This window comes from Micromonospora craniellae (genome assembly GCF_014764405.1).
In the GTDB taxonomy this organism is placed as follows: Bacteria; Actinomycetota; Actinomycetes; order Mycobacteriales; family Micromonosporaceae; genus Micromonospora; species Micromonospora craniellae.
Genome location: NZ_CP061725.1, coordinates 5,523,377 through 5,548,340, shown reverse-complemented (window position 1 = coordinate 5,548,340; position 24,964 = coordinate 5,523,377). Strand labels below are relative to the sequence as shown.

25 protein-coding genes and 2 pseudogenes are annotated in these 24,964 nt (G+C 71.7%); 12 read left to right on the top strand and 15 right to left on the bottom strand.

Going from position 1 to position 24,964, the window contains the following annotated elements; all coding sequences use genetic code 11:
• Positions 1-33 precede the first annotated feature (33 nt).
• The 9 genes from ID554_RS25190 to ID554_RS25150 are packed head-to-tail and all read right to left on the bottom strand — an operon-like array spanning position 34 to position 9,527.
• Positions 34-849, bottom strand: coding sequence for an SMP-30/gluconolactonase/LRE family protein (locus tag ID554_RS25190; RefSeq protein ID WP_117230584.1), 816 nt, complete (start codon positions 847-849; stop codon positions 34-36).
• Complete coding sequence (locus tag ID554_RS25185) at positions 849-1,688, bottom strand: SDR family NAD(P)-dependent oxidoreductase (RefSeq protein ID WP_158573821.1); 840 nt, start codon at positions 1,686-1,688, stop codon at positions 849-851. Before ID554_RS25185 ends, ID554_RS25190 begins: the two co-directional genes overlap by 1 nt.
• On the bottom strand, positions 1,685-2,683 hold the full coding sequence (locus tag ID554_RS25180) for an ABC transporter ATP-binding protein (protein WP_117230586.1): 999 nt from the start codon (positions 2,681-2,683) through the stop codon (positions 1,685-1,687). Before ID554_RS25180 ends, ID554_RS25185 begins: the two co-directional genes overlap by 4 nt.
• On the bottom strand, positions 2,676-3,668 hold the full coding sequence (locus ID554_RS25175; protein WP_117230587.1) for an ABC transporter ATP-binding protein: 993 nt from the start codon (positions 3,666-3,668) through the stop codon (positions 2,676-2,678). Before ID554_RS25175 ends, ID554_RS25180 begins: the two co-directional genes overlap by 8 nt.
• Positions 3,669-3,707: 39 nt before the next feature.
• Positions 3,708-5,225, bottom strand: coding sequence for an ABC transporter substrate-binding protein (locus tag ID554_RS25170; RefSeq protein WP_158573822.1), 1,518 nt, complete (start codon positions 5,223-5,225; stop codon positions 3,708-3,710).
• Between the two features lie 41 nt (positions 5,226-5,266).
• A complete protein-coding gene (locus ID554_RS25165; protein ID WP_117230589.1) occupies positions 5,267-6,145 on the bottom strand; it encodes an ABC transporter permease in 879 nt (292 codons plus the stop codon).
• A complete protein-coding gene (gene nikB / locus ID554_RS25160; RefSeq protein ID WP_117230590.1) occupies positions 6,145-7,068 on the bottom strand; it encodes a nickel ABC transporter permease in 924 nt (307 codons plus the stop codon). Before nikB ends, ID554_RS25165 begins: the two co-directional genes overlap by 1 nt.
• Before the next feature lie 36 nt (positions 7,069-7,104).
• Entirely contained in the window at positions 7,105-8,541 is a 1,437-nt protein-coding gene (locus ID554_RS25155; RefSeq protein ID WP_158573823.1) for an aldehyde dehydrogenase family protein, read from the bottom strand.
• A complete protein-coding gene (locus tag ID554_RS25150) occupies positions 8,538-9,527 on the bottom strand; it encodes a Gfo/Idh/MocA family protein (RefSeq protein ID WP_117230592.1) in 990 nt (329 codons plus the stop codon). The genes ID554_RS25155 and ID554_RS25150 overlap by 4 nt, the downstream gene beginning before the upstream one ends.
• 161 nt (positions 9,528-9,688) lie before the next feature.
• On the opposite strand from ID554_RS25150, the gene ID554_RS25145 reads away from it, so the two are divergent.
• From ID554_RS25145 to ID554_RS25120, 6 genes are all read left to right on the top strand, one after another.
• Positions 9,689-10,345 (top strand): RraA family protein, encoded by a 657-nt coding sequence (locus tag ID554_RS25145; protein ID WP_117230593.1) that lies wholly within the window; start codon positions 9,689-9,691, stop codon positions 10,343-10,345.
• A 2-nt stretch (positions 10,346-10,347) separates the two neighbouring features.
• Positions 10,348-11,394: a pyridoxal-phosphate dependent enzyme gene (locus ID554_RS25140; RefSeq protein ID WP_117230594.1), complete on the top strand. Its 1,047-nt coding sequence runs from the start codon at positions 10,348-10,350 to the stop codon at positions 11,392-11,394.
• Positions 11,394-12,230: a creatininase family protein gene (locus ID554_RS25135; RefSeq protein WP_117230595.1), complete on the top strand. Its 837-nt coding sequence runs from the start codon at positions 11,394-11,396 to the stop codon at positions 12,228-12,230. Before ID554_RS25140 ends, ID554_RS25135 begins: the two co-directional genes overlap by 1 nt.
• On the top strand, positions 12,227-12,721 hold the full coding sequence (locus ID554_RS25130; RefSeq protein WP_117230596.1) for a RidA family protein: 495 nt from the start codon (positions 12,227-12,229) through the stop codon (positions 12,719-12,721). The genes ID554_RS25135 and ID554_RS25130 overlap by 4 nt, the downstream gene beginning before the upstream one ends.
• 64 nt (positions 12,722-12,785) lie before the next feature.
• Positions 12,786-13,583, top strand: coding sequence for an IclR family transcriptional regulator (locus ID554_RS25125; RefSeq protein ID WP_117230597.1), 798 nt, complete (start codon positions 12,786-12,788; stop codon positions 13,581-13,583).
• A 28-nt stretch (positions 13,584-13,611) separates the two neighbouring features.
• Positions 13,612-13,791: a hypothetical protein gene (locus ID554_RS25120; RefSeq protein WP_117230598.1), complete on the top strand. Its 180-nt coding sequence runs from the start codon at positions 13,612-13,614 to the stop codon at positions 13,789-13,791.
• A 10-nt stretch (positions 13,792-13,801) separates the two neighbouring features.
• Here ID554_RS25120 and ID554_RS25115 read toward each other — a convergent pair whose 3' ends face one another.
• Both ID554_RS25115 and ID554_RS25110 read right to left on the bottom strand, forming a co-directional pair.
• Positions 13,802-14,041, bottom strand: a complete 240-nt coding sequence (locus ID554_RS25115; RefSeq protein ID WP_223884234.1) for a GntR family transcriptional regulator — start codon at positions 14,039-14,041, stop codon at positions 13,802-13,804.
• A gap of 274 nt (positions 14,042-14,315) precedes the next feature.
• On the bottom strand, positions 14,316-15,233 hold the full coding sequence (locus ID554_RS25110) for an IS5 family transposase (RefSeq protein WP_113974896.1): 918 nt from the start codon (positions 15,231-15,233) through the stop codon (positions 14,316-14,318).
• A gap of 341 nt (positions 15,234-15,574) precedes the next feature.
• Between ID554_RS25110 and ID554_RS33225 the strand changes: the two are divergent.
• From ID554_RS33225 to ID554_RS25080, 6 genes and pseudogenes are all read left to right on the top strand, one after another.
• A pseudogene (locus ID554_RS33225) lies at positions 15,575-15,652 on the top strand (hypothetical protein); the annotation flags it as partial.
• Positions 15,639-16,256: an ABC transporter substrate-binding protein gene (locus ID554_RS25100; protein ID WP_191088928.1), complete on the top strand. Its 618-nt coding sequence runs from the start codon at positions 15,639-15,641 to the stop codon at positions 16,254-16,256. The pseudogene ID554_RS33225 and the gene ID554_RS25100, both read left to right, overlap by 14 nt.
• A 16-nt stretch (positions 16,257-16,272) precedes the next feature.
• Positions 16,273-17,060, top strand: a pseudogene (locus tag ID554_RS25095) (ABC transporter permease).
• Positions 17,061-17,122: 62 nt separating this feature from the next.
• Entirely contained in the window at positions 17,123-17,410 is a 288-nt protein-coding gene (locus ID554_RS25090; protein WP_158573819.1) for a hypothetical protein, read from the top strand.
• Positions 17,317-17,925 (top strand): class I SAM-dependent methyltransferase, encoded by a 609-nt coding sequence (locus ID554_RS25085; RefSeq protein WP_117230541.1) that lies wholly within the window; start codon positions 17,317-17,319, stop codon positions 17,923-17,925. Before ID554_RS25090 ends, ID554_RS25085 begins: the two co-directional genes overlap by 94 nt.
• Positions 17,926-18,045: 120 nt before the next feature.
• Positions 18,046-19,887, top strand: coding sequence for a thiamine pyrophosphate-requiring protein (locus tag ID554_RS25080; RefSeq protein WP_117230540.1), 1,842 nt, complete (start codon positions 18,046-18,048; stop codon positions 19,885-19,887).
• 102 nt (positions 19,888-19,989) lie between these two features.
• Here the strand turns inward: ID554_RS25080 and ID554_RS25075 are convergent, their stop codons facing one another.
• The 4 genes from ID554_RS25075 to ID554_RS25060 form a co-directional block, all read right to left on the bottom strand.
• Positions 19,990-22,179: a transglycosylase domain-containing protein gene (locus ID554_RS25075; RefSeq protein WP_223884705.1), complete on the bottom strand. Its 2,190-nt coding sequence runs from the start codon at positions 22,177-22,179 to the stop codon at positions 19,990-19,992.
• 210 nt (positions 22,180-22,389) lie between these two features.
• The gene (locus ID554_RS25070) at positions 22,390-23,178 is read right to left on the bottom strand and encodes a hypothetical protein (protein WP_117230538.1); all 789 of its coding nucleotides are present in this window, start codon (positions 23,176-23,178) and stop codon (positions 22,390-22,392) included.
• A 190-nt stretch (positions 23,179-23,368) separates the two neighbouring features.
• Positions 23,369-24,478, bottom strand: coding sequence for an SPFH domain-containing protein (locus tag ID554_RS25065; protein ID WP_117230537.1), 1,110 nt, complete (start codon positions 24,476-24,478; stop codon positions 23,369-23,371).
• A 4-nt stretch (positions 24,479-24,482) separates the two neighbouring features.
• Positions 24,483-24,953: an NfeD family protein gene (locus ID554_RS25060; RefSeq protein WP_117230536.1), complete on the bottom strand. Its 471-nt coding sequence runs from the start codon at positions 24,951-24,953 to the stop codon at positions 24,483-24,485.
• Positions 24,954-24,964 lie beyond the last annotated feature (11 nt).

Below are 24,964 nucleotides of genomic sequence, written 5' to 3'. Positions count from 1 at the left end.
CAGCCCGCCATGCAACCCGGCTGCCGTGACGCGTTATGCGTCCAGGTCGATGGCGGTGACGGTGTCGCCGAACAGCGAAGGCACCAGCAGCCGATCACCGTGCAGCGCCGCGTGGGACGGCATCCGCAGCAGGTCGGGTGCCTCGATCACGGTGTCGACCCGGCCGTCGGGGGTGATCCGGACGACCCGGGAGCCCCGGGTGACGGCCAGGTAGCAGGTCCCGTCGGGGGCGACGGTGAGCCCGTCCGGCCCGTCGGCCAGCGCGCCGCCGGTGGCCACCGTGCGGCGGCCGGAGAGTCGACCGGGAGCCACCACGTCGAAGGCGAGCAGCGTGTTGTCCCGGGTCAGGGAGACGTACAGGGTGCTGCCGTCCGGGCTGATCCCGATGCCGTTGGGATAGACCAGGCCGGCGGCGGTGACCCGGCACGTCCGGGTCTGTCCCGGGGCCGCGTAGCAGACCGACCCGGTCGGCTCGCCGGCCGTGGCGGTGCCGGAGTCGGTGAACCAGACACCTCCGGCGGCGTCCACGACGCAGCCGTTCGGGCGGAGCAGACGTCGACCGTCGGCGGTGCCGGTGCGGGCGGTGACCGTGCCGTCGGAGGAGATCCGGACCAGTTCCGCCCGGGCCACGTCGCACCCGACGAGGCCGTCTCCGGCGCGGGCGAGCCCGAGGATGCGTCCGCCGGTGTCGGTGAACCACTGCGCGGAGCCGTCGCCGGGGTCGATCCGGACGATCGGACCACGCCCCTGCGGGCTGCCCAGGGCGAGTCCGGCGTAGAGGTGCCCGTCCGCGCCGACGCAGACCGCCTCCGGGTGCGGCAGCATCCGGGCCAGCGTGGCGATCCGCATCAGTCGTCCCCGGTGGACGGGTCGAGGGTGGCGGCGACTCCGGGTTCCTCCACCGGGCTGTACGCCTGGGCGCCCAGGCCGCCGTCGACCGGCAGCACCACCCCGGTGATGTAGCCGGACTCCGACCCGGCGAGGAAGCTCACCGCGGCGGCGACCTCCGCGAGGGTGCCCGCACGGCCGAGGGGGACGAGACCGGTACGCCGGGCGACCTCATTCGGTCCGGCGTCGTCCCAACCCGGGGTACGCACCATCGCGGGGGCGACCGCGTTGACCCGGATACCGCGTCCGGCCAGGTCCAGCGCCAGGGCGCGGGTCATCGCCTCGATGCCGCCCTTGCTGGCCACGTAGGCCGCGTTGCCCCGGAACGCCCGGGAGCCGCCGATCGAGGAGAGCTGCACGACGGCGGGGGCGTCCCCGGCGGTGAGCAGGGGCAGCGTGGCCTGGACCAGCGCGAGCGGGGCGACGAGGTTCACCTCCAACACGCTGCGCAGGTGCGCTGCCGTCTCCCGGCCCACCGGCGCCCGGGGCGGGCCGACGGCGGCGTTGTTGACCAGGACGTCGAGCCCGCCCCAGTCGGCGCGGAGCCGGTCGACGGCGGCCTCGACGGCCGACGCGTCGGTCACGTCGGCGGACAGCCAGGTCAGCCCGGCGGTGGGCGGAGTGTCCAGCGCCGCAGCGCCCGGATGCTCGGGTCGCCGCCGGGCCGGTCCGGCGGTGGTCGAGGGCTCGGGCGGTCGCCGATCCAGCCCGGCGACCCGCCAGCCTCGGGCCAGGAAGGCGGCGACCAGTTCGCCGCCGATCGCCCCGGCCGCGCCGGTGACCAGGACCCGCCTGCTCACCGGGAGACCGCCGGAGCGGACACGACCGGACAGGCCCACCGGTGTCGCTCCCCCACCAGCGGCGGCCGGTGCTCAGCGCACTCCGGTCGGGCCAGCCAGCAGCGGGTGCGGAACGGGCAGCCGGAGGGCGGGTCCGCCGGGGAGGGCAGGTCACCGGCGAGCACGATCGGCTCCGGACCCTGCTGCCGCCACGGGAACGGGTCGGGCGCCGCGGAGAGCAGCGCCTGGGTGTACGGGTGGGTCGGCGACTCGAAGACCTCCCGCGTCGGCCCCTGCTCGACGACGGTGCCGAGGTACATCACCGCGACCTGGTCGCTGACGTGGCGTACCACGTGCAGGTCGTGCGAGATGAACAGGTAGGACAGTCCCATCTCGGCGCGCAGGTCGGCGAGCAGGTTGAGGATCTGCGCCTGGATCGACACGTCCAACGCGGAGACCGGCTCGTCACAGATGATCAGGGCGGGCCGCATCGACAGCGCCCGGGCGATCCCGATGCGTTGCCGCTGCCCGCCGGAGAACTGGTGCGGGTACCGGTCGGCGTGCGCGGCGGTCAGCCCCACCTGTTCCAGCAACCGGACCACCTCGTCGGCCTGCTCGCGGCGCGGCACCAGGTCACGGTGGATCAGCCAGCCCTCGCGGAGGATCTCCCGGACGGTGAGCCGGGGGTTCAGCGAGGCGTACGGGTCCTGGAAGACGTACTGCACCCGGCGGGTGAGTTGTCGACGCTCGGCCGCGCTCAGGCGGGTCAGGTTCCTGCCGTCGAAACGGATGGTGCCTCCGGTGGCGCGTTCCAAACCGATCAGGGCGCGGGCGGTGGAGGTCTTCCCGCAGCCCGACTCGCCGACCAGCGCCAGGGTCTCGCCGGCCCCGATCCGGAAGGAGACGCCGTCGACGGCGCGGACGTGACCGACCGTCCGGCGCAGCACGCTGGACCGGATCGGGTAGTGCACCCGGAGGTCCTCGACCTCCAGCAGGGCCGGGGTGGGCTCAGGCATCGTCGCGTACCTCCTCGGAACGGTGGCAGGCCGCAGCGCGTCCCGGGCCGTCGGCGGTGGGGAGCAGCTCCAGCGTGGGCCGCTGCTCCGCGCACAGGTCGACCCGCCACGCGCACCGGGGGTGGAACGGGCAGCCGGGTGGCAGGGCCTCCGGCGACGGCGGTGTACCCGGGATCGGGGTGAGCCGTGCGGTGGGCGCGGTGAGCGTCGGCACCGACTGGAGCAGGCTGCGGGTGTACGGGTGGGCCGGGTTCTCGTACACCTGGCGCAGCGGGCCGGTCTCGACGATGCGCCCGGCGTACATGACCGCGATGCGGCTGGCGTGCGCGGCCACCACGCCGAGGTCGTGACTGATCAGGATGAGTGCCATCCGGTAGTCGCGTTGCAGCTCGGACAGCAGTTGCAGGATCTGCGCCTGGACGGTGACGTCGAGCGCGGTGGTCGGCTCGTCGGCGATGATCAGGCGTGGGCGCAGGGCGATCGCGATGGCGATCATGATGCGTTGCCGCATCCCGCCGGAGAGCTGGTGCGGGTAGTCGTCGATCCGGCGCGCCGGGTCGGGGATACCGACCCGGCGCATCAGATCGAGCGCCTCCGCGCGGGCCTTGGCCTTGGACAGGCCCCGGTGCACCCGCAGCGTCTCGCCGATCTGCCGACCGATCGGGTGCACCGGGTTGAGCGAGGAGAGCGGATCCTGGAAGACCATGCTGATCTCGCCACCGCGTACGGCACGCATCCGCCGGGCCGAGGCCGTGGTCAACTCCGTACCGTCGAAGGTGATCCGGCCCGCGGCGATCCGGCCGGCGGGCCGGGGCAGCAGGCCGAGGATGGCCTGCGCGGTGACGCTCTTGCCGCTGCCGGACTCGCCCAGCAGGGCGAGGGTCTCCCCCTCGGCGACGTCCAGGCTGACCCCGTCCAAAGCCCGCACCGGACCCACCCGGGAGTCGAACTCGACGACGACGTCATGCAGGGACAGCAGGGACATCAGGTCCTCCTCGTCGGCCGGTGCACCCGACCGGTGCGGTCAGTTCAGCGAGACACCACGGAAGTCGGGCACGTTGGTCGGCGGCGGACCGAAGCCGCTGACCCGGTCCCGCCAGGCGGCCGAGGCGGTCAGTTCGAACGGCCAGGCACCCGGCGCGTCGGCCCAGAGGATCTCCTGCGCCCGCTGGAGCTTGCGTTGCCGCTCCTGCGGGTCCAGTTCCTCGGAGGCGTCGGCGATCACCCGGTCGTACTCCTCGTTGCAGTAGCCGAGTCGCTTGGCGGCGCAGGTGTAGAGCCGTCCGAGCACGAACTCCGCGTCCTGGGTGACCACCACGCCGTCCTGAATGTTCATGTCCCAGTCGAGGGCGAGCAGGTCGTCAAGCCACTGCCCGGCTTCCTTCTCCTGCATCTCCACCGTCACACCGACCTCCTTCCAGGCGCTGAGGATCGACTGGACCAGCGGACGGATGTTGGCGCAGCAGTTCGCGCTCCACTGGATGCTGGTGCTGAAGCCGTTGGGGTAGCCGGCCTCCGCCAGCAGTTGCCGGGCCCGCTGCGGGTCGTAGGTGTAGCCGGGCAGTTGCGCCGCGCCGAACACCGGCTGCGGCACCGGCGCCTTGGCCAGCACGGCGCTCTCACCGAAGAGGTTCTCCTGGATGGAGGAGAAGTCGACCGCGTGCCACAGCGCCTGCCGGACCTTGGGGTCGTCCAACGGCTTGCGCGCGTTGTTCAGCCAGATCACGTAGAACGTGGCGCTCGGTCCGCTCTCGACGGTGACCTCGTCGAACCCGCGTACCTGGTCGAGCTGGTCCGGCGGCAGGGAGTACGTCACGTCGATCTCACCGGTGCGCAGCGCGGTGAGCCGGGCGGCGTCCTCGGAGATCTCCTGGAACTCCAACCGCTCGTACTTGGGCGCGCCGTCCCAGTACGACTCGTTGGCGACCATGTGTGCCCGCTCGCCGGAGCGGAAGTCCTCCAGCTTGAACGCGCCGGTGCCGACCGGGCGGCTCTCGATCTCGCCCGACTCGATCTGGGCCTTGCTGCCGATGTACGCCATCGAGAGGTTGGTCAGCAGTGAGCCGGTGGCCCTGCTGGTGAGGATCTCGACGGTCTGCTCGTCGATGATCTTGACCTCGTCGATGGTGGCGAACAGCGGCGCGAGGGCGGTGCTCGCCGCGAAGAGCCGGTCCAGTGACGCCTTGACGTCAGCGCTGGTCAGCGGCGACCCGTCGTGGAAGGTCACACCCTGGCGCAGGGTGAACCGGGTGGTGGTGTCGTTGACGTTCTCCCAGCTCTCGGCCAGGCGGCCGGTGATCTCGCCGCCCTCGCTGGCGACCAGCGGGTCGAACAGGTGCAGCGCCAGGGTCAGGGTGCTGCGGTCGGAGATGGCGGTGCCGTGCGGGTCGACCGAGAGCATCCGGATCGGCACCCCGACCCGCAACGTCTGGTCCTGGTCGCCGTCACCGGAACCACCGCCGCAGGCGGCGGCCGCACCGACGACGGTCATCGCGAGCAGGCCGGCCAGCAACGACCGACGTGCTCTGCTTATCCATGTCATTGTCTCCTCCATCGTTCGCTCGTGAAGGGTCGGCCGCGACCTCACCGGTGCTTCAGGTGTGGGTCGAGCCGGTCGCGGAGTTCGTCGCCGACCACCCCGCAGGCGACGACGAGCAGGGAGAGCGCGACACCGGGCAGGGTGGAGATCCACCACGCGTCGGCCACGTAGCCGCGGCCGTTGGCGATGGTCAGCCCCCAACTCGGGGTCGCGGTCGGAGTGCCGAGCCCGAGGAAGCTCAGGGCGGCCTCGGTGATGATCACCATGCCGAGTTCCACGGTGGCGACCACCAGCAGCGGCGCGGCACAGGCGGGCAGGATGCACCGCCAGATCAGGAAGAGCGGCCGGGCGCCGAGCACCCGGCTGGCGTCGACGTACTCCCGGTTGCGCACGGCCAGGGTCTGCGCCCTGGCCACCCGGGCGAAGATCACCCAGATGGTCACCGCCAGCACCGCGATGACGTTGACCAGGCTGGGCCCGAGCAGAGCCGCGATCAGGATGGCCAACAGGATGGAGGGGAAGGCGAGCTGGATGTCGGCCAGCCGCATGAGCAGCCCGTCCACCCACCCGCCGACGAAGCCGGCGACGATGCCGACCACAGTGCCGAACAGGCCGGAGATCAGCAGGGTCGCCACCCCCACCAGCAGGGAGACCTGGGCGCCGATGAGGATCTGGCTGAGCATGCCGCGTCCGACGTCGTCGGTGCCGAACCAGGCACGGGAGCCGTCGGAGAGCACGGCGCCCGGCGGTTGCAGCCGGTCGGCGAGGTTGGTCTCGGTGACGTCGAACGGCACCAGGAGCGGACCGATCACGCCGGCCAGCACGGCCAGGCCGATGATGCCCAGGCAGAGCCGGAACAGCAGCGCCGGTGGTCGGCGTCGGGATCGGGTCCGCAGGGCCGTGGTCGCAGTAGCGTCAGCCATCAGTTCACCACCCGCACGCGAGGATCGATGTACGCGTAGAGCAGGTCCACGACGAGGTTCACCAGGACGAACGCGGTGGTGACGAAGGCGATGCTGGCCTGGATCACGGTGTAGTCCCGGTTGCCGATCGCGTCCACGAGCAGCCGTCCCAGGCCGGGCCAGGAGAAGACCTCCTCGACCACGACCGTGCCGCCGAGCAGCGCCCCGAGTTGGAGTCCGGCGACGGTGACCACCGGGATCAACATGTTGCGCAGCGCGTGCCGGAAGAGCACGATGCTCTCCCGCAGCCCCTTGGATCGGGCGGTCTGGATGTAGCCCTCGCCGAGGACCTCCAGCAGCCCGGAACGGATCAGCCGGACCAGGATGCTGGTGAAGGGAAGCGCCAGCGTGACCGCCGGCAGGATCAGGTGTTGCGGAGTGCTGTTACCGGCACTGGGCAGCCAACCGAGCTGCCGGGCGAAGATCAGCAGCAGGATGATGCCGACCCAGAAGCTGGGCAGCGACTGGCCGACCAGCGACAGCACCGAGATCACCCGGTCGGCGACACCGCGCGGACGCAGCGCCGCGGCGATGCCGAGCAGGAAGCTGGCCACCAGCGCGATGCAGATCGCGGTCAGGGCCAGGGTGACGGTGGCGGGCAGCCGTTCGATGACCATCTCGAAGGCGTCCCGGTTGTGCCGGAACGACTGCCCGAAGTCGAGTTGGGTCACCCGGCCGAGGAAGTTGGCGTACTGGATCACGACGTTGCGTTCCAGCCCGAGTTCCCGGCGGGCGTCGGCGACCTCGTCGGCGGTGGCGTCGGGGCCGAGGATGACGCTGACCGGGTCACCGGGCACCAGCCGGACCACCGCGAAGACCAGGGTGAGCGCGCCCCACAGGATGACCACGGCGAGCAGGAGTCTCCGGACCGTGTAGTTGATCAAAGGGTCACCACCTTCCGGTTCTGCCGCTGGGCGGAGTCACGGGCGGGACAGGGAGAGGGTCTGCTGCTGGCAGACGGCGCGGACGACGGCCGGAACACCCACCCGGCCGGTCCCGGAGTCCTTGCCCTCCCATCCGCCGAAGGGCAGGTGCAGCTCCCAGTAGGTGGAGCGGTCGTTGACGACGACGCTGCCGAACTCCAGGTCGTCGAGGGCGTCCATGGCCCGGCCCAGGTCGGCGGTGAAGACGGCGGTGGACAGCCCGTACCCGCTGCGGTTCGCCTCGGCGACCAGCTCCGACGCGGGCAGCGGCACGATCGGGGCGACCGGCGCGAAGGACTCCTGCCGGCTCAGGGCCGCCTCCACTGCGACGTCGCCGACCACGGTGGCCGGCAGGTACTGCCCGGTGGGGAAGTCCGGCAGGTGTCGACCGCCGGTGAGCACCCGGGCACCGTCGCGGGTCGCGGCGGTGACCTGCTCCTCGAAGCGGGTGGCCAGCGCGGGGAGGTGAACCGGCCCGAGCACGGTGGCCGGCTGGTAGGGGTCGCCGGTCGGGTAGTCCCCGGCGCGGGCCGCGACCGCCTCGGCGAGCGGGCCGGCGATCCGCGAGTCGGCCAGGATCCGGCCGCCGGCACTACAGACCTGCCCTGACGCGGTGAAGCAGGACAGGGCGATCGCCTCGGCCGCGTGCATCAGGTCGGCGTCGGCGAAGACGATGATCGGGCCGTTGCCGCCGAGTTCGAGCAGGAGTCGTTTGCCGGCCGCCCGACGGCTGACCGCCTCGCCGGTGGCGGTGCTGCCGGTCAGCCCGACCCCCACCACCTGCGGGTGCCCCACCAGGTGTCCGGCCACGGCGGTGTCGTCGGTGGCCACCAGGGTCACCTGCCCCTCGGGCAGGCCCGCCTCGACCATGCACCGCAGCACCAGGTCGGCCGAGGCGACAGTGGTCGGAGCCGGCTTCCAGACGGCGGCGTTGCCGGTGGCCACCAGCGGACCGAGGTACTCGACCGGGATGTTCACCGGGAAGTTCCAGGGCGTGACGACGGCCCACACACCGGTCGGCCGCCACCGGGTCATCACCAGCTTGTCGGTGGCCGCGACCGGCAGCGTACGCCCGGCCAGCCGGACCGCCTCCTCGCCGGCCAGCCGGAACCCGTCGGCAGCCTTGTCCACCTCGGCCAGCGTGCCCTGGTAGATACGGCCGGTCTCGGCGGTGACCAGAGCGGCGATCTCCTCGCGCCGGGCGAGAAACCGGTCGGCGATCGCCAGGCAACGGTCCCGCCGCGCGTACGGGCTGCTGCGCCGGTCGGCGACGACCGCCGCCGACGCGGCCCGGACGGCCTCGTCCACCGTGTCCGGTCCGGCACGGTGCACCTCGGCCACGACCTCGCCGTCGACCGGGCTGCGCACCTGGTAGCGCGCGGCAGCCGAGTCGGTGTACCGGCCGCCGAGCCAGGATCGGATGTCGGCGGTCACCAGGTGTCTCCGGAGGCGACCGGCGCGCCATCGGCGGCCAGCGAGGCGTGGATCATCTCGACCACCCGGACCGCGGCGAGGCCCTCCTCACCGGGCACCGGCGCGGGCGCCCCGTCGGCGGCGGCCCGGACGAACTCCTCCACCTCCGTGCGGATGTTGGACACGCCGGTGGCGGCGCGGCTGGGCCAGTTGCGGGTGTCGCCGTTGACCGCGCCGTCCGCGGTGGCGTGCAGCAGGTCGACGTGCCCGAGGTCGATCTCGATCGAGCCGCGCTCACCCACCACCCGCAGGCCGGCCAGCGCCCGGTTGGGCCGCCCGTCGGGCAGGGTCCAGTTGTTCTCCATCGAGCCGATGACATCGCCGTCGTAGCGGACGGTGGCGTAGACGGCGTCGGCGTGGGCGGAGAGCACGGCCCGGCCGAGGGCGGACACCCGGACAGCGGTCAGCCCGGTGACGAAGCGGACCAGGTCGGCGTCGTGGATGCCGAGGAACCACGCCACGCTGGTGCGCTCGGACGGTTTAACGGCCACCGCGCGGCTGGTGTCGCGCCAGACGTCGACATGCCACAACGGACCGAGTTCACCGGAGCGGACCAGCTCACGGGCGCGGATCACCCGAGGGTCGAAGCGCAGGATGTGACCGACCGAGAGGGCGTGCAGGTCGGGTCGGGCGTCGAGGATCCTCTGCGCGTCCGCGGAGCTGGTGGCCAGTGGCTTCTCGACCAGCACCCGTACCCCGGCCCGCAGGAACGGGATGGTGGTCTGCGGATGCAGGTGGTCCGGGGTGCAGACGCTGACCACGTCGACCCGGTCGAGCAGCTCGGCGACGTCGCGGTGCACGGGTACGCCGAACCGGTCGCGGAGCGGCTGTTCCGCGGCGGGATCCGGCTCGACCAGACCGACCAGGTCGACCCGCGGGTGCTGGTGGTAGATCCCGGCGTGGAGCTGGCCCATCCAGCCCATCCCCACGACTGCCGCTCTCAGCATCGTCTCTCCGTTCCTCGCGGCCCCGGCAGACTCACATGCAGCCAGTGCAACCTGTTGCAGGGATTCCTACCAGCCCATTCCACTGGCTGCAAGGGATGTTCTAAGAATGAAACTTCAGGTACTGTCCCTGCAATCAGGTTTCACTCTATGAATGGAGTTCGATGGAAACCCCGCCGGTCGACGAGATCTGCCGCCGTTTCGGCAAGCTCTACGTGGCGGCGATCGCCGACGCGCTGGACGATGCCGGCCTGTGGCACCAGGTGATGACCGATGTGCTGCCGCTGACCACCGACATGGCGGTGGCGGGCGTGGCCTTCACCGCGCTGGGCCGCCCCGAACGAAGCACCGACCGTTCCGTACGGCTGGGCGCCCGGATGATCGACGAACTCTCCGCGGGCGAGGTCGCGGTGCTCGACTGCGCCGGTGACCGGACGGTCGGTCACTGGGGCGAGCTGCTGACCAACGGCGCCATGGCCCGCGGCGCCGTCGGCGCCGTCATCGACGGCGGTGTCCGCGACACCGGCGCGATCCTGCCGCTGAAGTTCCCGATCTTCAACCGGTTCCGTAGCGCCCGCGACGCCAAGGGGCGCTGGAACGTCGTCGACATGCAGTCCCCGGTGGTCTGCGGAGGCGTCCGGGTGCACCCTGGCGACATCATCGTCGGCGACAGCGACGGGGTGGTCGTCGTACCCCGCGCGATCGCGATGGACGTGCTCGTCGAGGCCGAGGCGACGGTCCGTACCGAGACGGAGATCCGGCAGCGGGTCCGCGCCGGCGAATCGGTCGGCACCCTCTACCAGCAGTACGAACGGTTCTGACCATGGGCGGCGACGCACCGTCCTGGGGACGCCCCGAGCCCCGACTGACCGACACCGTGCGGGCGTTGCCCCGCATCGGAATCCATCGCTGGCCGGTCACCTGCTGGCCGGCGCCCACCCTGCACCCCGGCGGCAACGCCGTCGTGATCGCCGAGGAGCACGGCGGGTTCGCCTTCGGCGGCAACAAGGTCCGTCAGGTCGACATCCTGCTCGGCCAGGCCCGCCAGGCCGGCGCCGACACCGTCGTCACCTCGGCCGGACCGCACTCCAACCTCTGCCGGGTGGTGGCCGCCGCCGCCCGCGCCGCCGGCCTCGACGTCCATCTCGTGCTGCGCGGCGAACCACCAGCCGAACCCAGCCGCAACCAGGTGCTCTACGAGCTCGCCGGCGCCCGGCTGCACTGGGTGCGGACCACCGACGCGTTCGATCCGGTCCAGGCCGAGACCATGACCGCCATCGCCGACGAGGCCCGGGCGAACGGGTCGACGACGGCCGTCGTCGACGTCCGCACCGCACCCGGAAGCACCCTGTGCGCGTTGGCCACCACCGCAGTCGTCGACGAACTCGCCGACGCCCTCGCCGACCGACCGCCGGACCGGATCATGCTCGCCGGCGGGGCCGGCAACACCGCCGGCGGCGTCCTGGCCGTGCTGGCCGCCCGCCGCGCCACGGTCAGCCTGGTGGTCGCCTCCGCGCTCGCCCCGGCGGCCCAGTTGCGGGCGCTGGTCCGCAACCGGGCGGCTGCCGCGCTCGACCGGGTCGGGCTGCCCACCGCACTGCTCGACGAGGTGTCCCTGGAGGTGACCGACGGGCAGCTCGGCGGCGGCCACGGAGTGCCCACCGAGGCGGCCGTCGCCGCGCAACGGGCCACCGCGCGGGCCAGCGGCGCGTTCCTCGACCTGACCTACAACAGCAAGGCGATGGCGGCGCTGCTCGCCGACTACCGCCCGGGCTCGTGGCTGTTCCTGCACACCGGCGGCTCACCCAACGTCTTCGCCCCGCATCCGTTCCCGGCCGACGCCCCGCAGAGCGACGAAGGAGCACCGTGATGAGCGACTACCGACTTCACCACATGACCTGGCCCCAGGTCCGCGCGGCACTGACCACGGCCACCGTCGGAGTCATCCCGTTCGGCGCCACCGAGCAGCACGGGCCCGCCCTCAAGGCCGGCATCGACTACCGGATCGCGGAACGGCTGGCCGAGGAGGTGGTCGCCGCCGCCGACGGTACGGCCCTGATGACGCCCCCGATCCCGGTCGGCTTCTCCCCGCACCACATGGACTTCCCCGGCACCCTCACCGCCCGGGTGAGCACCCTCTGCTCGCTGCTGGAGGACTACCTGGCCAGCCTGGCCCGGCACGGCCTGGAACGGTTCGTCATCATGAACGGCCACGGCGGGAACCTGGCCTTCCTGCCCGCCTTCCTGACCGAGTACAAGCAGCGCACCGGGCACACCGTGGCGGTGGTCCACTGGTCGATGATGGGCCGCGACGTGGTGGTGGACATCGCCCAGTCCGAGATGTACGGACACGCCTGCGAGGTGGAGACGAGCCTGGCACTGCACCTGGTGCCGGACGTGGTGGTGACAGAGGAGTTGGGCGGGCCCGCTCCGCTGCTGCCCTCGGCGCACGAGCTGCTGCGCGGCCAGGCCATCCCGGACCGGGCCGTCGGCGGGTTCACGCCCCGGTCGCTGGCCGAGTTCAGCACCAATGGGGCCCTCGGCGACCCGGCCAAGCACGACGTGGAGAAAGGTCGCAAACTCTTCGAGGCGGTCCGGGACCGGACGGTCACGCTGATCCGGCACCTCGCCGAGGCGCCGACGGCGGACGCGATCAGCGCCAAGCGGGCCGCCGCGATCAGCGCGGACTGGGGCGTACGCGGATGAGCGGCACCGACGACAGGTCCCCCGAGCGTCGCCTCGCCGACCTCGGCATCACGCTTCCGCCGGCCCGTACCGCCTCCGGGGCGTACGACACCGTGGTGGTCAGCGGCGATCTGGCCGTGCTCTCCGGGCACGGTCCGGTCCGCCCGGGACACCCGCTGCCCACCGGCAAGCTCGGCGCCGAGCTGGGCGTGCCGGAGGGGCAGGCGGCGGTACGCCTGGCGACGCTGAACCTGCTCGCCAGCCTGCGCGCCGCTGCCGGTTCCCTCGACGATGTGGAGCAGTTGCTGACGCTCACCGTGGCGATCAACGCCACCCCCGGGTTCACCGAGCACGTCCCGGTCGCCGACACCGCCTCGGAGCTGCTGCGGGACGTCTTCGGTGGGCGGGGGCGGCACGCGCGGTCGGCGCTGGGGCACTCGTCACTGCCCTTCGACATCCCGGTCTCGCTCGCCCTGACCGCCCGGATACGGGCGCGCAGTACCCAGGACTGAAACCGAGATTGGCCCGGCCGGCCGCTACAGTGTCGATGCCGCAACCCGATATCAGAGGACGCACGTGACTTCCGACAACGGATCGAATCAGAGCATCCTGCGAGCAGTGGCGATCCTCGACGCCTTCCTGCTCGGGCGCCCCGAGTTGCGGGTCACCGACGTGGCGCGGCAGGCCGGGCTCGGTGTCTCCACCGCGTCCCGGCTGCTGAGCACCCTGGAATCCCTCGGCCTGGTCGAACGCGACCCGATCTCCAACCTCTACCGGTTGGGGCCGAAGACGGTGACCCTCGGTGGGGTGGCGCTCAACCAGTCCGCCGTCTACCGCGCCGCCCGGCAGACCGCCCAGAATCTCGCCGCCGAACACGCTCTGGGGGTCAACCTCGCGATCCGCCGCGACGACCACGGCTTCTACCTGGGCAACTTCGAGGGCCGGTCGGCACCTCGCGCGTTCTCGCTGATCGGCCAGTCGATCCCGCTACACGCCACCGGCCTGGGCAAGGCACTCCTGCTCGGCGTCGACCCGGAGCAGCGCCGGGTCCTGCTGGGTGAGTCGCTGGTCGGGTTCACCAACCGCACCATCACCGACCACGACCGGCTCGACGCCGAACTGGCGATGAGCGGGGCACGCGGCTACTCGACCGAGGAGGAGGAACTCGCCCTCGGTCGGGCCTGCCTCGCCGCGCCCATCCGCAACGCCTCGGGCGAGATCGTGGCCGCGCTGTCCATCTCCGGGCCGCTGTCCGCGATCAACCTCGCCGCTCGGGAGGCAGCCCTGGCGACCGCGGTGATCGAGGCCGCCGACGCGGTGAGTGTCGCCCTCGGCCATCACGGCCCCGCCCGGGTCATCGTCACCCAGCGCTGAACCCGACCGGTCGGCGCATCAGGGTCGAGTGCGCCATGGCGTTCCCGGCCGGGCCCCGGGCCCCGGGCCGCTGCCGCTGCCGCTGCGCTTCGCGGTGCGGACCGAGAACCGGCAGCCCGAGCAGTTGACCTACCCGGTCGTCTTCCAGGACAGCGCCGGGGAGGCGCTTGCACGCGCCGGCTGCGTGCCACCGCAGACCGCAGGGTGAGCGGGCCCGGTCACTTCGGCGCCTCGGTGACGTACACCCCGCGCCCCTGATGTCCTTGCAGGACTCCTCGTTCCTGAAGCCGACTGAGCGCCTGACGCACGGTCGGCGGCGAGCAGTCGTACTGGTCGCTGAGTTGGGCGGTCGAGGGCAGCCGGTCGCCCGGCTTCAGTTCGCCGCTCTCGATCGCGGTCTCGATGGCATGCATGATGCGCCGGTATACCGGCTCGGCCGACGGGGATGGTTTGGACATGACGGGGCTCCTGTGAGTTGGCGCCCCCGTCAATCACGCCCTACCTGCACTGACAGCTCAAGATAATAAGCCATGTTGACTTGTATCGCTTAGCAACATAGGTTCGCCAGGCCGGCCAAGGTGTCCGCGCGTCGCGCCAGGGTCGACGCCTGGGCCGCACCCCCTGCCCCTTCCCCTCTTCGACGAGCGCGGTCGCCGGACAGGGGAAGGGGTGAATCCGCATGCCCGCCGAATGCGGGCGAACTTGGCTTACTAAAGCTTGTTAGGTCGTGTGTCATAAGTGCCGTTCGAGGCGCCGGAGCCAGTTGTCGATCATGCTGATGGTGGCGGTGGCTTCGTAGCGCACTGCGAGTTTGTCGTAGCGGGTAGCCACGGCACGGTGCTGTTTGAGCAGGCTGATGCCGCACTCCACGGCGTGACGCTGCCGGTATGCGCTGGGGTCGAAGGCGGGTGGCCGGCCACCCGCCGAGCCCTTCTTACGACGGTTCGCGGCCTGGTCGGCCTTGACCGGGATGACACAGCCGATACCACGGCGCCGCAGGTAGCCGCGGTTGGCCTTGCTGCTGTACGCCTTGTCCGCCAGGACCCGCTGCGGCCGACACCGGGGCCGGCCGACACCGAGACGAGGCACCCGGATGCGGTCCAGCACAGTGGTGAACTGCGGGCTGTCGCCGCGCTGCCCACCGGTGATGACGAACGCCAGCACCATGCGGCCCTGCTCGCAGGCCAGGTGCAGCTTGGTCGTCAGACCGCCCCGGGACCGGCCCAGCGCGTGATCCGCCGGCTCGGCGGCGCTGCTGCCGCCCGGCGGCTCGACCTGCGTGTGACTGCCCCGGCGGGCGCCGGCGGCGTGCTGATGCGCCCGCACGATCGTGGAGTCCACACTCACGTCCCAGGAGATCAACCCGAGCGCGTCGGCCCTACCCTGCAACCCGGCCAGGATCCCCGCCCACACCCCCGCCCGCTGCCAGCGCCGGTACAGCCCGTACACCGTCCGCCAGTGCCCATAGCAGTCCGGCACGTCCCGCCACGGCGCACCCGTACGGACCCGCCACCTGATCCCGTCAATGAGCTGCCGCTTGCTCCACTTCGGCGGCCGACCCGGCTTCTTCCGCCCGGGCAGCAACGGCTCCAGCACCGCCCACTGCGCGTCGGTCAGGTCGTGCCGCCTCGTCACCGCTACGCTGGCCACGAGGTCTCCGTGCAGATGGTTGTCTTGGTCGATAACCCATCTACCGGAGACCTCACCGCATATCGATCACCGACACACCCAGCCGATCACCTCACAGCAGGGCCACGGGCACTTATGACACACGGCCTAGGTGAGGTCCCATGGCACGCACCATCACTCGTCGCCGGCTGCTCGGCGGCGCCGCCCTCCTGACCTGAGCCGTCTCCGCCGCGGCCTGCACCGGCGGAGGTTCATCCCGGCCGGCCAGTTCCGGCGTCGAGCGGCTCACCGTGTTGACAGGAGCGGGATTCCAGGGGCGGGAGGCGCCGCTGCTGGTCGCCCGGGTGTAGGGCTGGTTCAAGGCCGAAGGGCTCGACGTGCAGCTGTTGCCCGGCAAGGGCAGCGGCGAGAACCTAAAACTGCTGGCTGCTGGCCAGGCCGACATCGCGACGCCGGAAGCTGAGCTACCTGCCCGGTGGCATCAACTACACCCTCTTCCCCACGTACGCCCGCATGGCCGGCTTCGACGCCTCCAAGGTGGAGCGGGTGAGCAACCCGGTGCCGGCCCAACACGCGGCGCTGCTGGCCGCCAAGCGGGTCGACGCCATCAGTCAGTTCGTGCCCGCGGTCGATTCGGTCCGGACCATCGCCAAGGAGGAGGTGACGACGCTGCCGTTCGTCGACCACATCGGCGACCTCTACGGCTCGGCGATGGCCGTCTCCACCGAGACCGTCGAGAACCGGGCGGACCTCGTCCGCCGCTTCAACCGGGCGCTGCTCAAGGGGCTACGCCACGCCGTCGAGCAGCCCGAGGAGGCGGGCCGGATCTATGCCGGCCAACCGGAGACGCAGGGTCAGCAGGCCGCAGCCGCGACGGTGGAGCTGACGGCGATCCAGGGTTACGTCGCGCCGCTCGGACAGGGCAGGATCGGCCACTTCGACCTCGGCCGGGTCGCCCGCAACATCGCGATCCTGCAGGGCGCCGGCACGATCGGCCGAGGGCTGAAGCCGGAGGACGTCGTCGCCGCCGACCTGGTCGAGTAGACAGCCCCGGTCACTGATGCCTGTGCACACCGGCGGCGGGCCCGGGCGGGCCCGCACGACGCTGTCCCACGCCGCCGCACCGCTGCTGGGCCTGGACGGGCTGCTCGTCGCCTGGTGGGCGGCGGTCGAACTGTTCGAGGTCGCGCCGTACCTCGTCCCCTCCCCACCGGCGGTCGCCGAAGCGATCGTCGACCAGCCGGGATACCTGCTGCGGAATGCGGGCACCACGCTCGGTACGACGCTGGCGGGCTACGCGCTCGCCGTCGCCACGGCCACGGCACTCGGGATGGTCCTCGCTATGTCCCGACGACTGGCCCGGGCGCTGACCCCCACGCTGCTGGTCCTCAGCACGATCCCGAAGCCGGCCGTGGTGCCGGTCCTGATCGTCGCGCTCGGGTTCGGGCCCGGACCGAAGGTCGTCCTGGTCTGGTTGATGTGCTTCTTCCCGATCGTGCTGGCGACCAACGCCGGGTTGTCCGCCACTCCGTCGGAACTGGTCGAGCTGGCCCGTTCCCTGAACGCCTCCGCTGGCAGACGTTCGTCCTGATCCGGGTGCCGGCGGCGCTCCCGCACCTCTTCTCCGGCCTGCGGATATCGCTACCACTCGCCCTCGTCGGCGCCGTCGTGTCCGAGCTGTTCGGTGGGCTCGGTGGCCTCGGCGTCGTCATCCAGATGGCGGGCACCCGCGCCGATCTCGCCTTCGCCGCCATCGTGCTGCTCGCGGCGATGAGCACCAGCCTGTTCTATCTGCTCGCCGCCGCCTGCGACCGGGCGGCGCCCTGGATCGACCACACGACCGCCTGACCTGCGCCGCCCGGGGCCCTTCCCCGCGCCGATCGCGCGACCGACACCACGAGGAGAGACCCATGTCCAAGCCGACGTACGTGTTCCACGACGCCGCGCCGCAGGCTGACCGCGAGAACGGCGCGATGCTGGACGCGCTGGCGGGCCTGTTCGACCCGTTCTCCCGGCAGCGACTGCGCCTGGCCAAGGTACGCCCCGACGCCCGCTGCCTGGTGGTCGCCGTCGGGGCCAGCTGTATCGCCGCCCCCTCGCCGAGATGGCACCACAGGGCGAGATCATCGCCACCGAAATCGACCTGGACGCCTGTCGCCGGCATCCGATGGCCAAGCTGCTGCGGCACGACATCCTGACCGATCCGCTGCCGCCGGGGAACTTCGACGTCGTACACGTCCGGCTGCTCCTGGGCCACCTGGCGCCCGAGGGGCGGGAGGCCGTGCGCGCGCGACTCGCCGGCGCCCTCGCCGTGGGCGGTGTGCTGATCGTGGAGGAGTTCGAGGCGACCTGGCGTACCAGCGCCCTCGACGCGCCGGACCTCGACAAGGCCGACCGGTTGTTCGCGGCGTACCACGACGCGTTCCAGGCCACCCTGCGCGACTCCGGCAACGACCTGAACTGGGGCCGCCGGGCCCACGGAGCGCTGCGGGGCCTCGGCCTGGAGATCGAGACGAACGGCCACACCACCAGTTGGGTCGGCGGCCAGGCCGGCTGCCGACTGCCCCGCGCCACCCTCGGCGTCATCCGCGACCGGCTCGTGGCCGCCGGCATGTCACCGGCCGACATCGACGCGCTTCGCGCCCTACTGCTGGACCCGAAGCTGGTGGTCAAGGGCAACCTCGCCCTGTCCCACATCGGCCGCTCCGTCTGAGCCGGCCCGCCCGGCGTTCGTCGGGCTCGCCCGGAGCGGGTGGCCTGGTTTCGTCCCGGGAAGCCGGGGAATGTCGGGCCCACCCTTCGCGGGTGGGCCCGAGGAGGAAAGGCGGACCAGGTGAGCGCAGACCACACCCTCGTACCGGCCGACCCGTGGCCCCTGCCCCGGGACGCCACCGTCGCCGACCACATCGTGCAGCGGCTCGCCTGCTGGGGTGTGCGCCGGTACTTCGGCTTCCCCGGTGACGGCATCAACGGCATGACCTCCGCCCTGCAACGCACCGACGAGCAGGCGCAGTTCGTCCAGGTACGCCACGAGGAGACCGCCGGTTTCGCCGCGTCGGCACACGTCAAGTACGGCGGCGGGCCGATCGGCTGCGTACTGGTCACCAGCGGTCCGGGCGCCATCCACGCCCTCAACGGTCTCTACGACGCCAAGCTGGACCACCAGCCGGTGGTGGCGCTGGTTGGGCACACCGCGCTCACCGCGGAGGGCGGCGGCTACTACCAGGAAGTGGATCTGCTCGCCCTCTACAAGGACGTCGCGGCGGCCTTCCTCGCCCAACTCGACCACCCGTCCCAGGTACGGCACCTGGTCGACCGGGCCTGCCGGACCGCGCTGGCCCGGCGTACCGTGACCGCGCTGGTCCTGCCGCTCGACGTGCAGGATTTCGCCGCCGTGCCGAATCCGCCGCACGCGCACGGCTACTACCACACCAGCAGCGTGCCGAGCAGCGTTCCGACCGTGCCGCCGGAGGCGGACGTCCGGCACGCCGCCGAGGTGCTGGGCAGCGGCGAACGGGTGGCCATGCTGGTCGGGCAGGGCGCACTCGGCGCCGCGAACGAGGTACGCGAGATCGCACACCGGCTCGGGGCCGGGGTGGCCACCGCGCTGCTCGGGTTCACCGCGGTGGACCACCGGGAACCCTGGGTCACCGGGGCCATCGGTCTGCTCGGCACCCGCCCGAGCTGGCAACTCATGAAGGAGTGCGACCGGCTGCTGATCGTCGGCAGCAACATGCCGTACTCGGAGTTCTATCCGCCGCCCGGACAGGCCCGCGCGGTGCAGATCGACATCGACGGCACCCAACTCGGCCTGCGCCACCCCACCGAGGTGAACCTGACCGGCGACGCCGCACCGACCCTGCGGGCCCTGTTGCGTGAACTCGGGCCGGGCCCCGGACCGACCCGCTGGCGGCAGACCATCGCCGGGGCCACCGCCGCCTGGCGGCAGGCCCAGCGGAAGCTCGCCGAGCAGGCCGCCGACCCGGTCAACCCGCAGATGCTCTTCGCCACGCTCAGCGAACGGCTGCCCGACGACGTGATGATCGCCGTCGACTGCGGCACCGCCACCGCCTGGTACGCCCGCCACCTCAAGGTACGTCCCGGAATGCTGGCCAGCCTCTCCGGCACCCTGCTCTCGATGGGCGGCGCGATGCCGTACGCCCTGGCGGCGAAGTTCGCCCACCCGGACCGCCCGCTGATCGCCCTGATCGGCGACGGCGCGATGCAGATGAACGGCGTCAACGAGCTGATCACGGTGGCCAAGTACTGGCGCAGCTGGGCCGACCCGCGCTTCGTGGTGCTGGTGCTCAACAACCGTGACCTGGCGTTCGTGAGCTGGGAGCAACGCTCCACCGAGGGCACGCCGATGTTTCCGGACAGCCAGCAGCTGCCCGACATCGGCTACCACCAGTGGGGCGAGGTGCTGGGGCTGCGCGGCGAGCTGGTCGACCACCCGGACCAGGTGACGCAGACGTGGGACCGGGCGCTCCGCGCCGACCGCCCCACGGTGATCAACGCGCTGGTGGACCCGGCCGAGTTGATGATGCCGCCGCACTTCACCGCCGAGCAGGCTCGCAATACGGCTGCGGCGATGCTGCGCGGCGACACCGACTGGGCCGGCATCATCCGCCGTGGCCTGCCCAGCGTTGTCAGCACCTACCGCCCCCGCCGCTGAGGCTGGGATGTAAGGAAGGGTCCCCTGCTATCGCCTGGTGTATAGCAGGGGACCCTTCCTAACCTTCCGGCGTGCCGGCGGTGGGCGGCGCGGATGGTGCGGTCAGCCTCGGCCCTGGAACCAGCGGCGCAGGTCGGACAGCGGGCCGTCGCTGGTACGGCGGTCGGCGGCCGGGTCCCGCTCGACCGGCCGGCGCGGCGTACCCACCAGCTCCCGGCTGGGCGCGGTGAACGTCTGCTCGGACTCGCCGTCGACCGCGGTGGCGATGATCCGGGCCACCCCGTCGATCACCCGGGACTGCACGGTGGCACCGACCGAGTCGTTCGGGTCGTCCGGGTTCGCCGCGATGCCGGCGACCGCGACCTGCGGGGTGTACGCGACGAAGCTCTCCGTGGCGGCGCCGTCGGAGCTGCCGGTCTTGCCGGCCGCCGGGCGCCCTTCCAGGATCCGATTCACCGCCGTGGCGGTGCCGCCGTTGCACTGCCCGAACTCGGACTGCTGGCCAACCGGGCAGCGGGCCGCGTCGGTGGCGGCCCGGGCCACGTCGGCGTCGAGCACCTCCCGGCAGGAGGGGTCGCCCACCGACAGCCGCTCACCGTCCGGCCCGGTCACCGACACCACCGGCAGTGGCGCGCAGTACGTCCCCTCCGCCGCCACCGTCGCGTACGCGTTGGCCACGTCGAGCGGGGTCGTGGCGGACACCCCGAGGGTGAACGCACCCCAGTCGGCCGCACGCTCGGTGGCGAAGGTCGCGTCCGCCTCGGCCCGGAAGGTGATGCCCAGTCGCTGCGCCATCTCCACCACCTTGTCCGGCCCGACCTGCTCGGCCAGCCAGACGAAGTACGTGTTCACGGAGCGGCCGAAGCCATCCCACATCATCCGGTAGCCGTCCATCCAGGCAGGGTTGGCGTTGGCCGGGCACCATCGGCCGTCGCAGCTGCTGTCCCCGTCCGCCGGGTACCGGGTGGGCAGCCGGCTGGGCGCGTCGTACCCGGTGGCCAGTGGCCGGCCGGACTCCAGCGCGGCGAGCATGGTGAACAGCTTGAACGTCGAACCGCCCTGGTAGCCGGTCACGTCGCCCCCGCCGGAGATCAGCGGGTTGACCGTGTTCGGATAGTTGACCTGCCCGTCCGGGTTGGCGGCGAGGCTGTAGTGGCGGTTGACGGCCATGGCGAGCACCCGGCCGGTGCCGGGCTCGACCGCCGCGATCGGCAGGGCGCGCGGGTTGCGGTACCCGTAGACGCTGGTGGCCCGCTCCTGCGCGGTGGCCTGAATCTCCGGGTCCAGCGAGGTGACGACCGTGTAGCCGCCCCGGCGCAGCGCCTGCTCGCGCTCGGCCGCGGTCTCGCCGAACTGCGGCTGTTCCATCCACCAGCGGCGCAGGTAGTCGCAGAAGAAGCCCCAGCCGTCCCGGCCACCGGCGGTGGCGGCGCAGCCGTTGGCCTGCTCGCTCGGGTTCAGGCGCAACTCCTCGGCCTTGGCGTCGGCGGCCTGGTCCGCGGTGATCGCACCGGTCGCGGCCATGGCGTCCAGCACGTACGCCCGCCGGGCCAGCCCCGCGTCGGCGTCGCCGTCGATCGGGCTGTACGCCTCCGGCGCCTGCACCAGACCGGCGAGCAGCGCCGCCTCGGCGAGGGTCAGCTCCGCCGGCACCGTGGAGAAGTAGCGCTCACTTGCGGCGGCGATCCCGTACGCCCCGGAACCGAAGTACGCGATGTTCAGGTAGCGGTTGAGGATCTCGTCCTTGCCGAGGCGCTGCTCCAGCGCGTTGGCGTACCGGATCTCCTGGAGCTTGCGTCCGACGGTCTGGTCGGTGGCCGCGGCCCGCTCCTCGGCCGTGCGGGCCTGGTCGGTCTTGAGCACGTTGCGTACGTACTGCATGGTCAGCGTCGAGCCGCCCTGCTCGGTGCCGCCCTCGGTGACGTTGGTGACCAGGGCCCGCGCCAGGCCACGCAGGTCCACCCCGCTGTGGTCGTAGAAGCGCCGGTCCTCGGCGGCCACGATCGCCTGCTGCATCACCGGCGCGATCTCCGCCAGCGTGACGTCGGTGCGGTTGACGTCGTAGAACGTGGTGATCAGCGTCTTGCCGTCGTTGGCGTAGAGGTAGGAGCGTTGCGGGGTGGCCGGGGTCCGCAACACGTCCGGCAGTTCGGCGTAGCTGCCGAGCGCCGCCTTCGCGGTCAGCCCGACCAGCAGGTTGGCCGGGAGCGCGGCGGCCGCCACGACCAGGCCGGCGAGCACACCGGTCACCAGCACGGTGAACAGTCGCGACAGTGGCGTAGGGGTGGCCATGGTCACCAGGATTGCCGCGAAAGCCACGATCCGACCACTGAATCGGGCCAGTTGTCAGCCAATTCACGGCCGGATGCCAGAGGTCTCTGCGCTGGCCAGCGCCATTGGATAGAGGAAACCGGGACGTACGGGACACCTGGCGCGGCTGGCAAGTGTAAGGAAGGGTCCCCTACTAACGCCTGGTGTATAGGAAGGGTCCCTTCCTTACACCTAGCCTGCCGGGCCCGACGGACCTGCCGGGCCCGCCGTCGCGACGCTGGCGCTGGTGGCGTCGCGCAGGATCTCCCGGGGCAGCAACCGACCGGACCGGTAGGCGATACCGACGCCGGCGATCAGCACGAAGATCGCTCCGAACGTCTGCAGGGAACCGATCAGCGCCCCGCCGAGGCCGAGCAGCGGGCTGGCGATCATCAGCATGGTGCCGTCGCCCATGCTGAACATCCCGGACCGGGCCACCGCCCACCCGGTGAACAGCCAGCCCACGCTGTAGCAGGTCGCTCCGACCAGCACCAGCGACCGGGCGGTGGCACCGAAGACCGGGGTGTCCTCGGCGAACCCGGCGAAGGGCAGCATCAGCACCGTGCCGGCGATGCTGACCAGCAGCCCGGTGACGGCACTGCGGCGGCTGCGGGTGGCGGCGAGCAGGCCGGCCAAGCCGAGCAGGGCCAGCAGGCCGAGCCAGATCGCGGCGACCCAGCCGATCAGGTACACCGCGCGGCCGTCGGCCGGGTACGGGTCGTTGCCCACCCCACCGTCGCTGGCCATGGCCACCGCGCCATAGAGGATCGCGTACGCGGGCAGCAGCCAGACCGCGGCGCGGGCCAGGCGGCGCAACGACCAGGCCCAGCTCGCGTTGGTGGCGGGGCCGGGTGGCGCCGGCTCGTCCATGAAGGGCAGGACGCCGAACCCACCGCCGGTACGTCGGCTGCCGAGCGGTCCGGCGGGATGGTGTGCCCCGGGTACGTCCGGCGCGGACCACAACCGTTTCAGCGGATCCATCGGCCACCTCGCTCCTCCACGAGCGGTGCCGGAACGCGCCGAGGCGCCCCGATACCTGGTCACCACCCGCCTAGGACTGATGGTGGCAGGCACCGGAGCGCCTCATGAGCATTTCTCGCATTTAGCGCGACCGGCGACAGGACTGGCGGGGCGGTCCGGACCGGTCACTCCGGCCCGGACCGACCCCGGATCAGCCCCGCTCGCGCTGGTCGGCCGGGTCGTTCAACAGACTCCCCGGGGAGACCGGCTCGGGCGCGGGCAGGCCCTGCGGCTCCTTGCCGCCGGTGGCCTGCGCCTCGGCGACGCGTACCTCGTTGTGGATCTCCTGGGCCGCCTGGGCGGCGGCCTCCGCCGCCTCGGCCGCCTCCCGCTCCACCGCGCTGGCGTCGGCGGACGCCTGCTGGGTGGGCGCGTCGCCGACCATCTGGCTCAACCCGCCGAGCGCGCCGCCCATGCCCTCCAGGGCCTTGGTCAGCTCGGCCGGCACGATCCACACCTTGTTGGCCGTGCCGTTGGCGATCTGCGGAAGGGCCTGGAGGTACTGGTAGGCCAGCACCTTCTGGCTCGGGTTGGCCTGGTGGATGGCGTCGAACACGGTCCGGACCGCCTTCGCCTGGCCCTCGGCCTGCAGGATACGGGCCTGCCGGTCACCGTCGGCACGCAGCACCGCGGCCTGCTTCTCGCCCTCGGCCGAGAGGATCTGCGACTGCTTGTGGCCCTCGGCGTTCAGGATCGCGGCCCGGCGGTCCCGCTCGGCGCGCATCTGCTTCTCCATCGAGTCGCGGATGCTCGGCGGCGGCTCGATCGCCTTGATCTCCACCCGGGTCACCTTGATGCCCCACCGGCCGGTGGTCTCGTCCAGCACGCCGGAGAGGTGCCGGTTGATCTCCTCACGGCTGGTCAGCGCGCGCTCCAGGTCGAGCGAACCGATCACGTTACGCAGCGTGGTGACGGTGAGCTGCTCGATCGCCTGAAGGAAGTTGGAGATCTCGTAGGTGGCCCGCACCGAGTCGACGACCTTGAAGTAGAGCACGGTGTCGATCGAGACGACGAGGTTGTCCGAGGTGATCACGGGCTGCGGCGGGAAGCTGACCACCTGCTCGCGCATGTCCACCTTCGTCCGCACCGCGTCGACGAAGGGCACCAGGATGTTCAGCCCGGGGTTGAGCGTCCGCTTGTACCGACCGAGCCGCTCCACCACGTCCTGACGCTGCTGCGGCACGATCCGCACCGACTTCGCCAGGGTGATCACCGAGATCAGGGCGACCGCTATCAACAGGACGGGGACGATAAGTTCCATCCGTTCACCTTTCCGCTTCGGGTAGCTCACCGGGCGTCGCAACGTCCCGCCAGACCAGGGCTACCGCTCCCTTGACCTGAATAACCTGCACCCGTTCACCGGGTTCCAAAACCTGGGTGGCGTCGTAGGCACGCGCGCTCCACACCTCGCCGTCGATCTTCACCATGCCCTGACCGGCGTCGACCTGCTCAAGAACCAGAGCGGACGAGCCCTCGATCGCCTCCACCCCGAAGGCGGTCTCGCCGGTCTCCATCGCGGTCTGTCTGTGCCGCTGGATCACCGGCCGCGCCGCGAGCACGGTCAACGCCGACACGGCGGCGAAGACGACTGCCTGTATCGCCACCGGCGCTCCGAACGCGGCGGCGCCCGCGGCGGCGAACGCACCGACCGCGAACATGATCAAGAAGAGGGTCGCCGTGAAGATCTCAGCGACGGCCAGTACCACACCCAGCACGATCCACATCACGGCATCCACGTAACGATCGT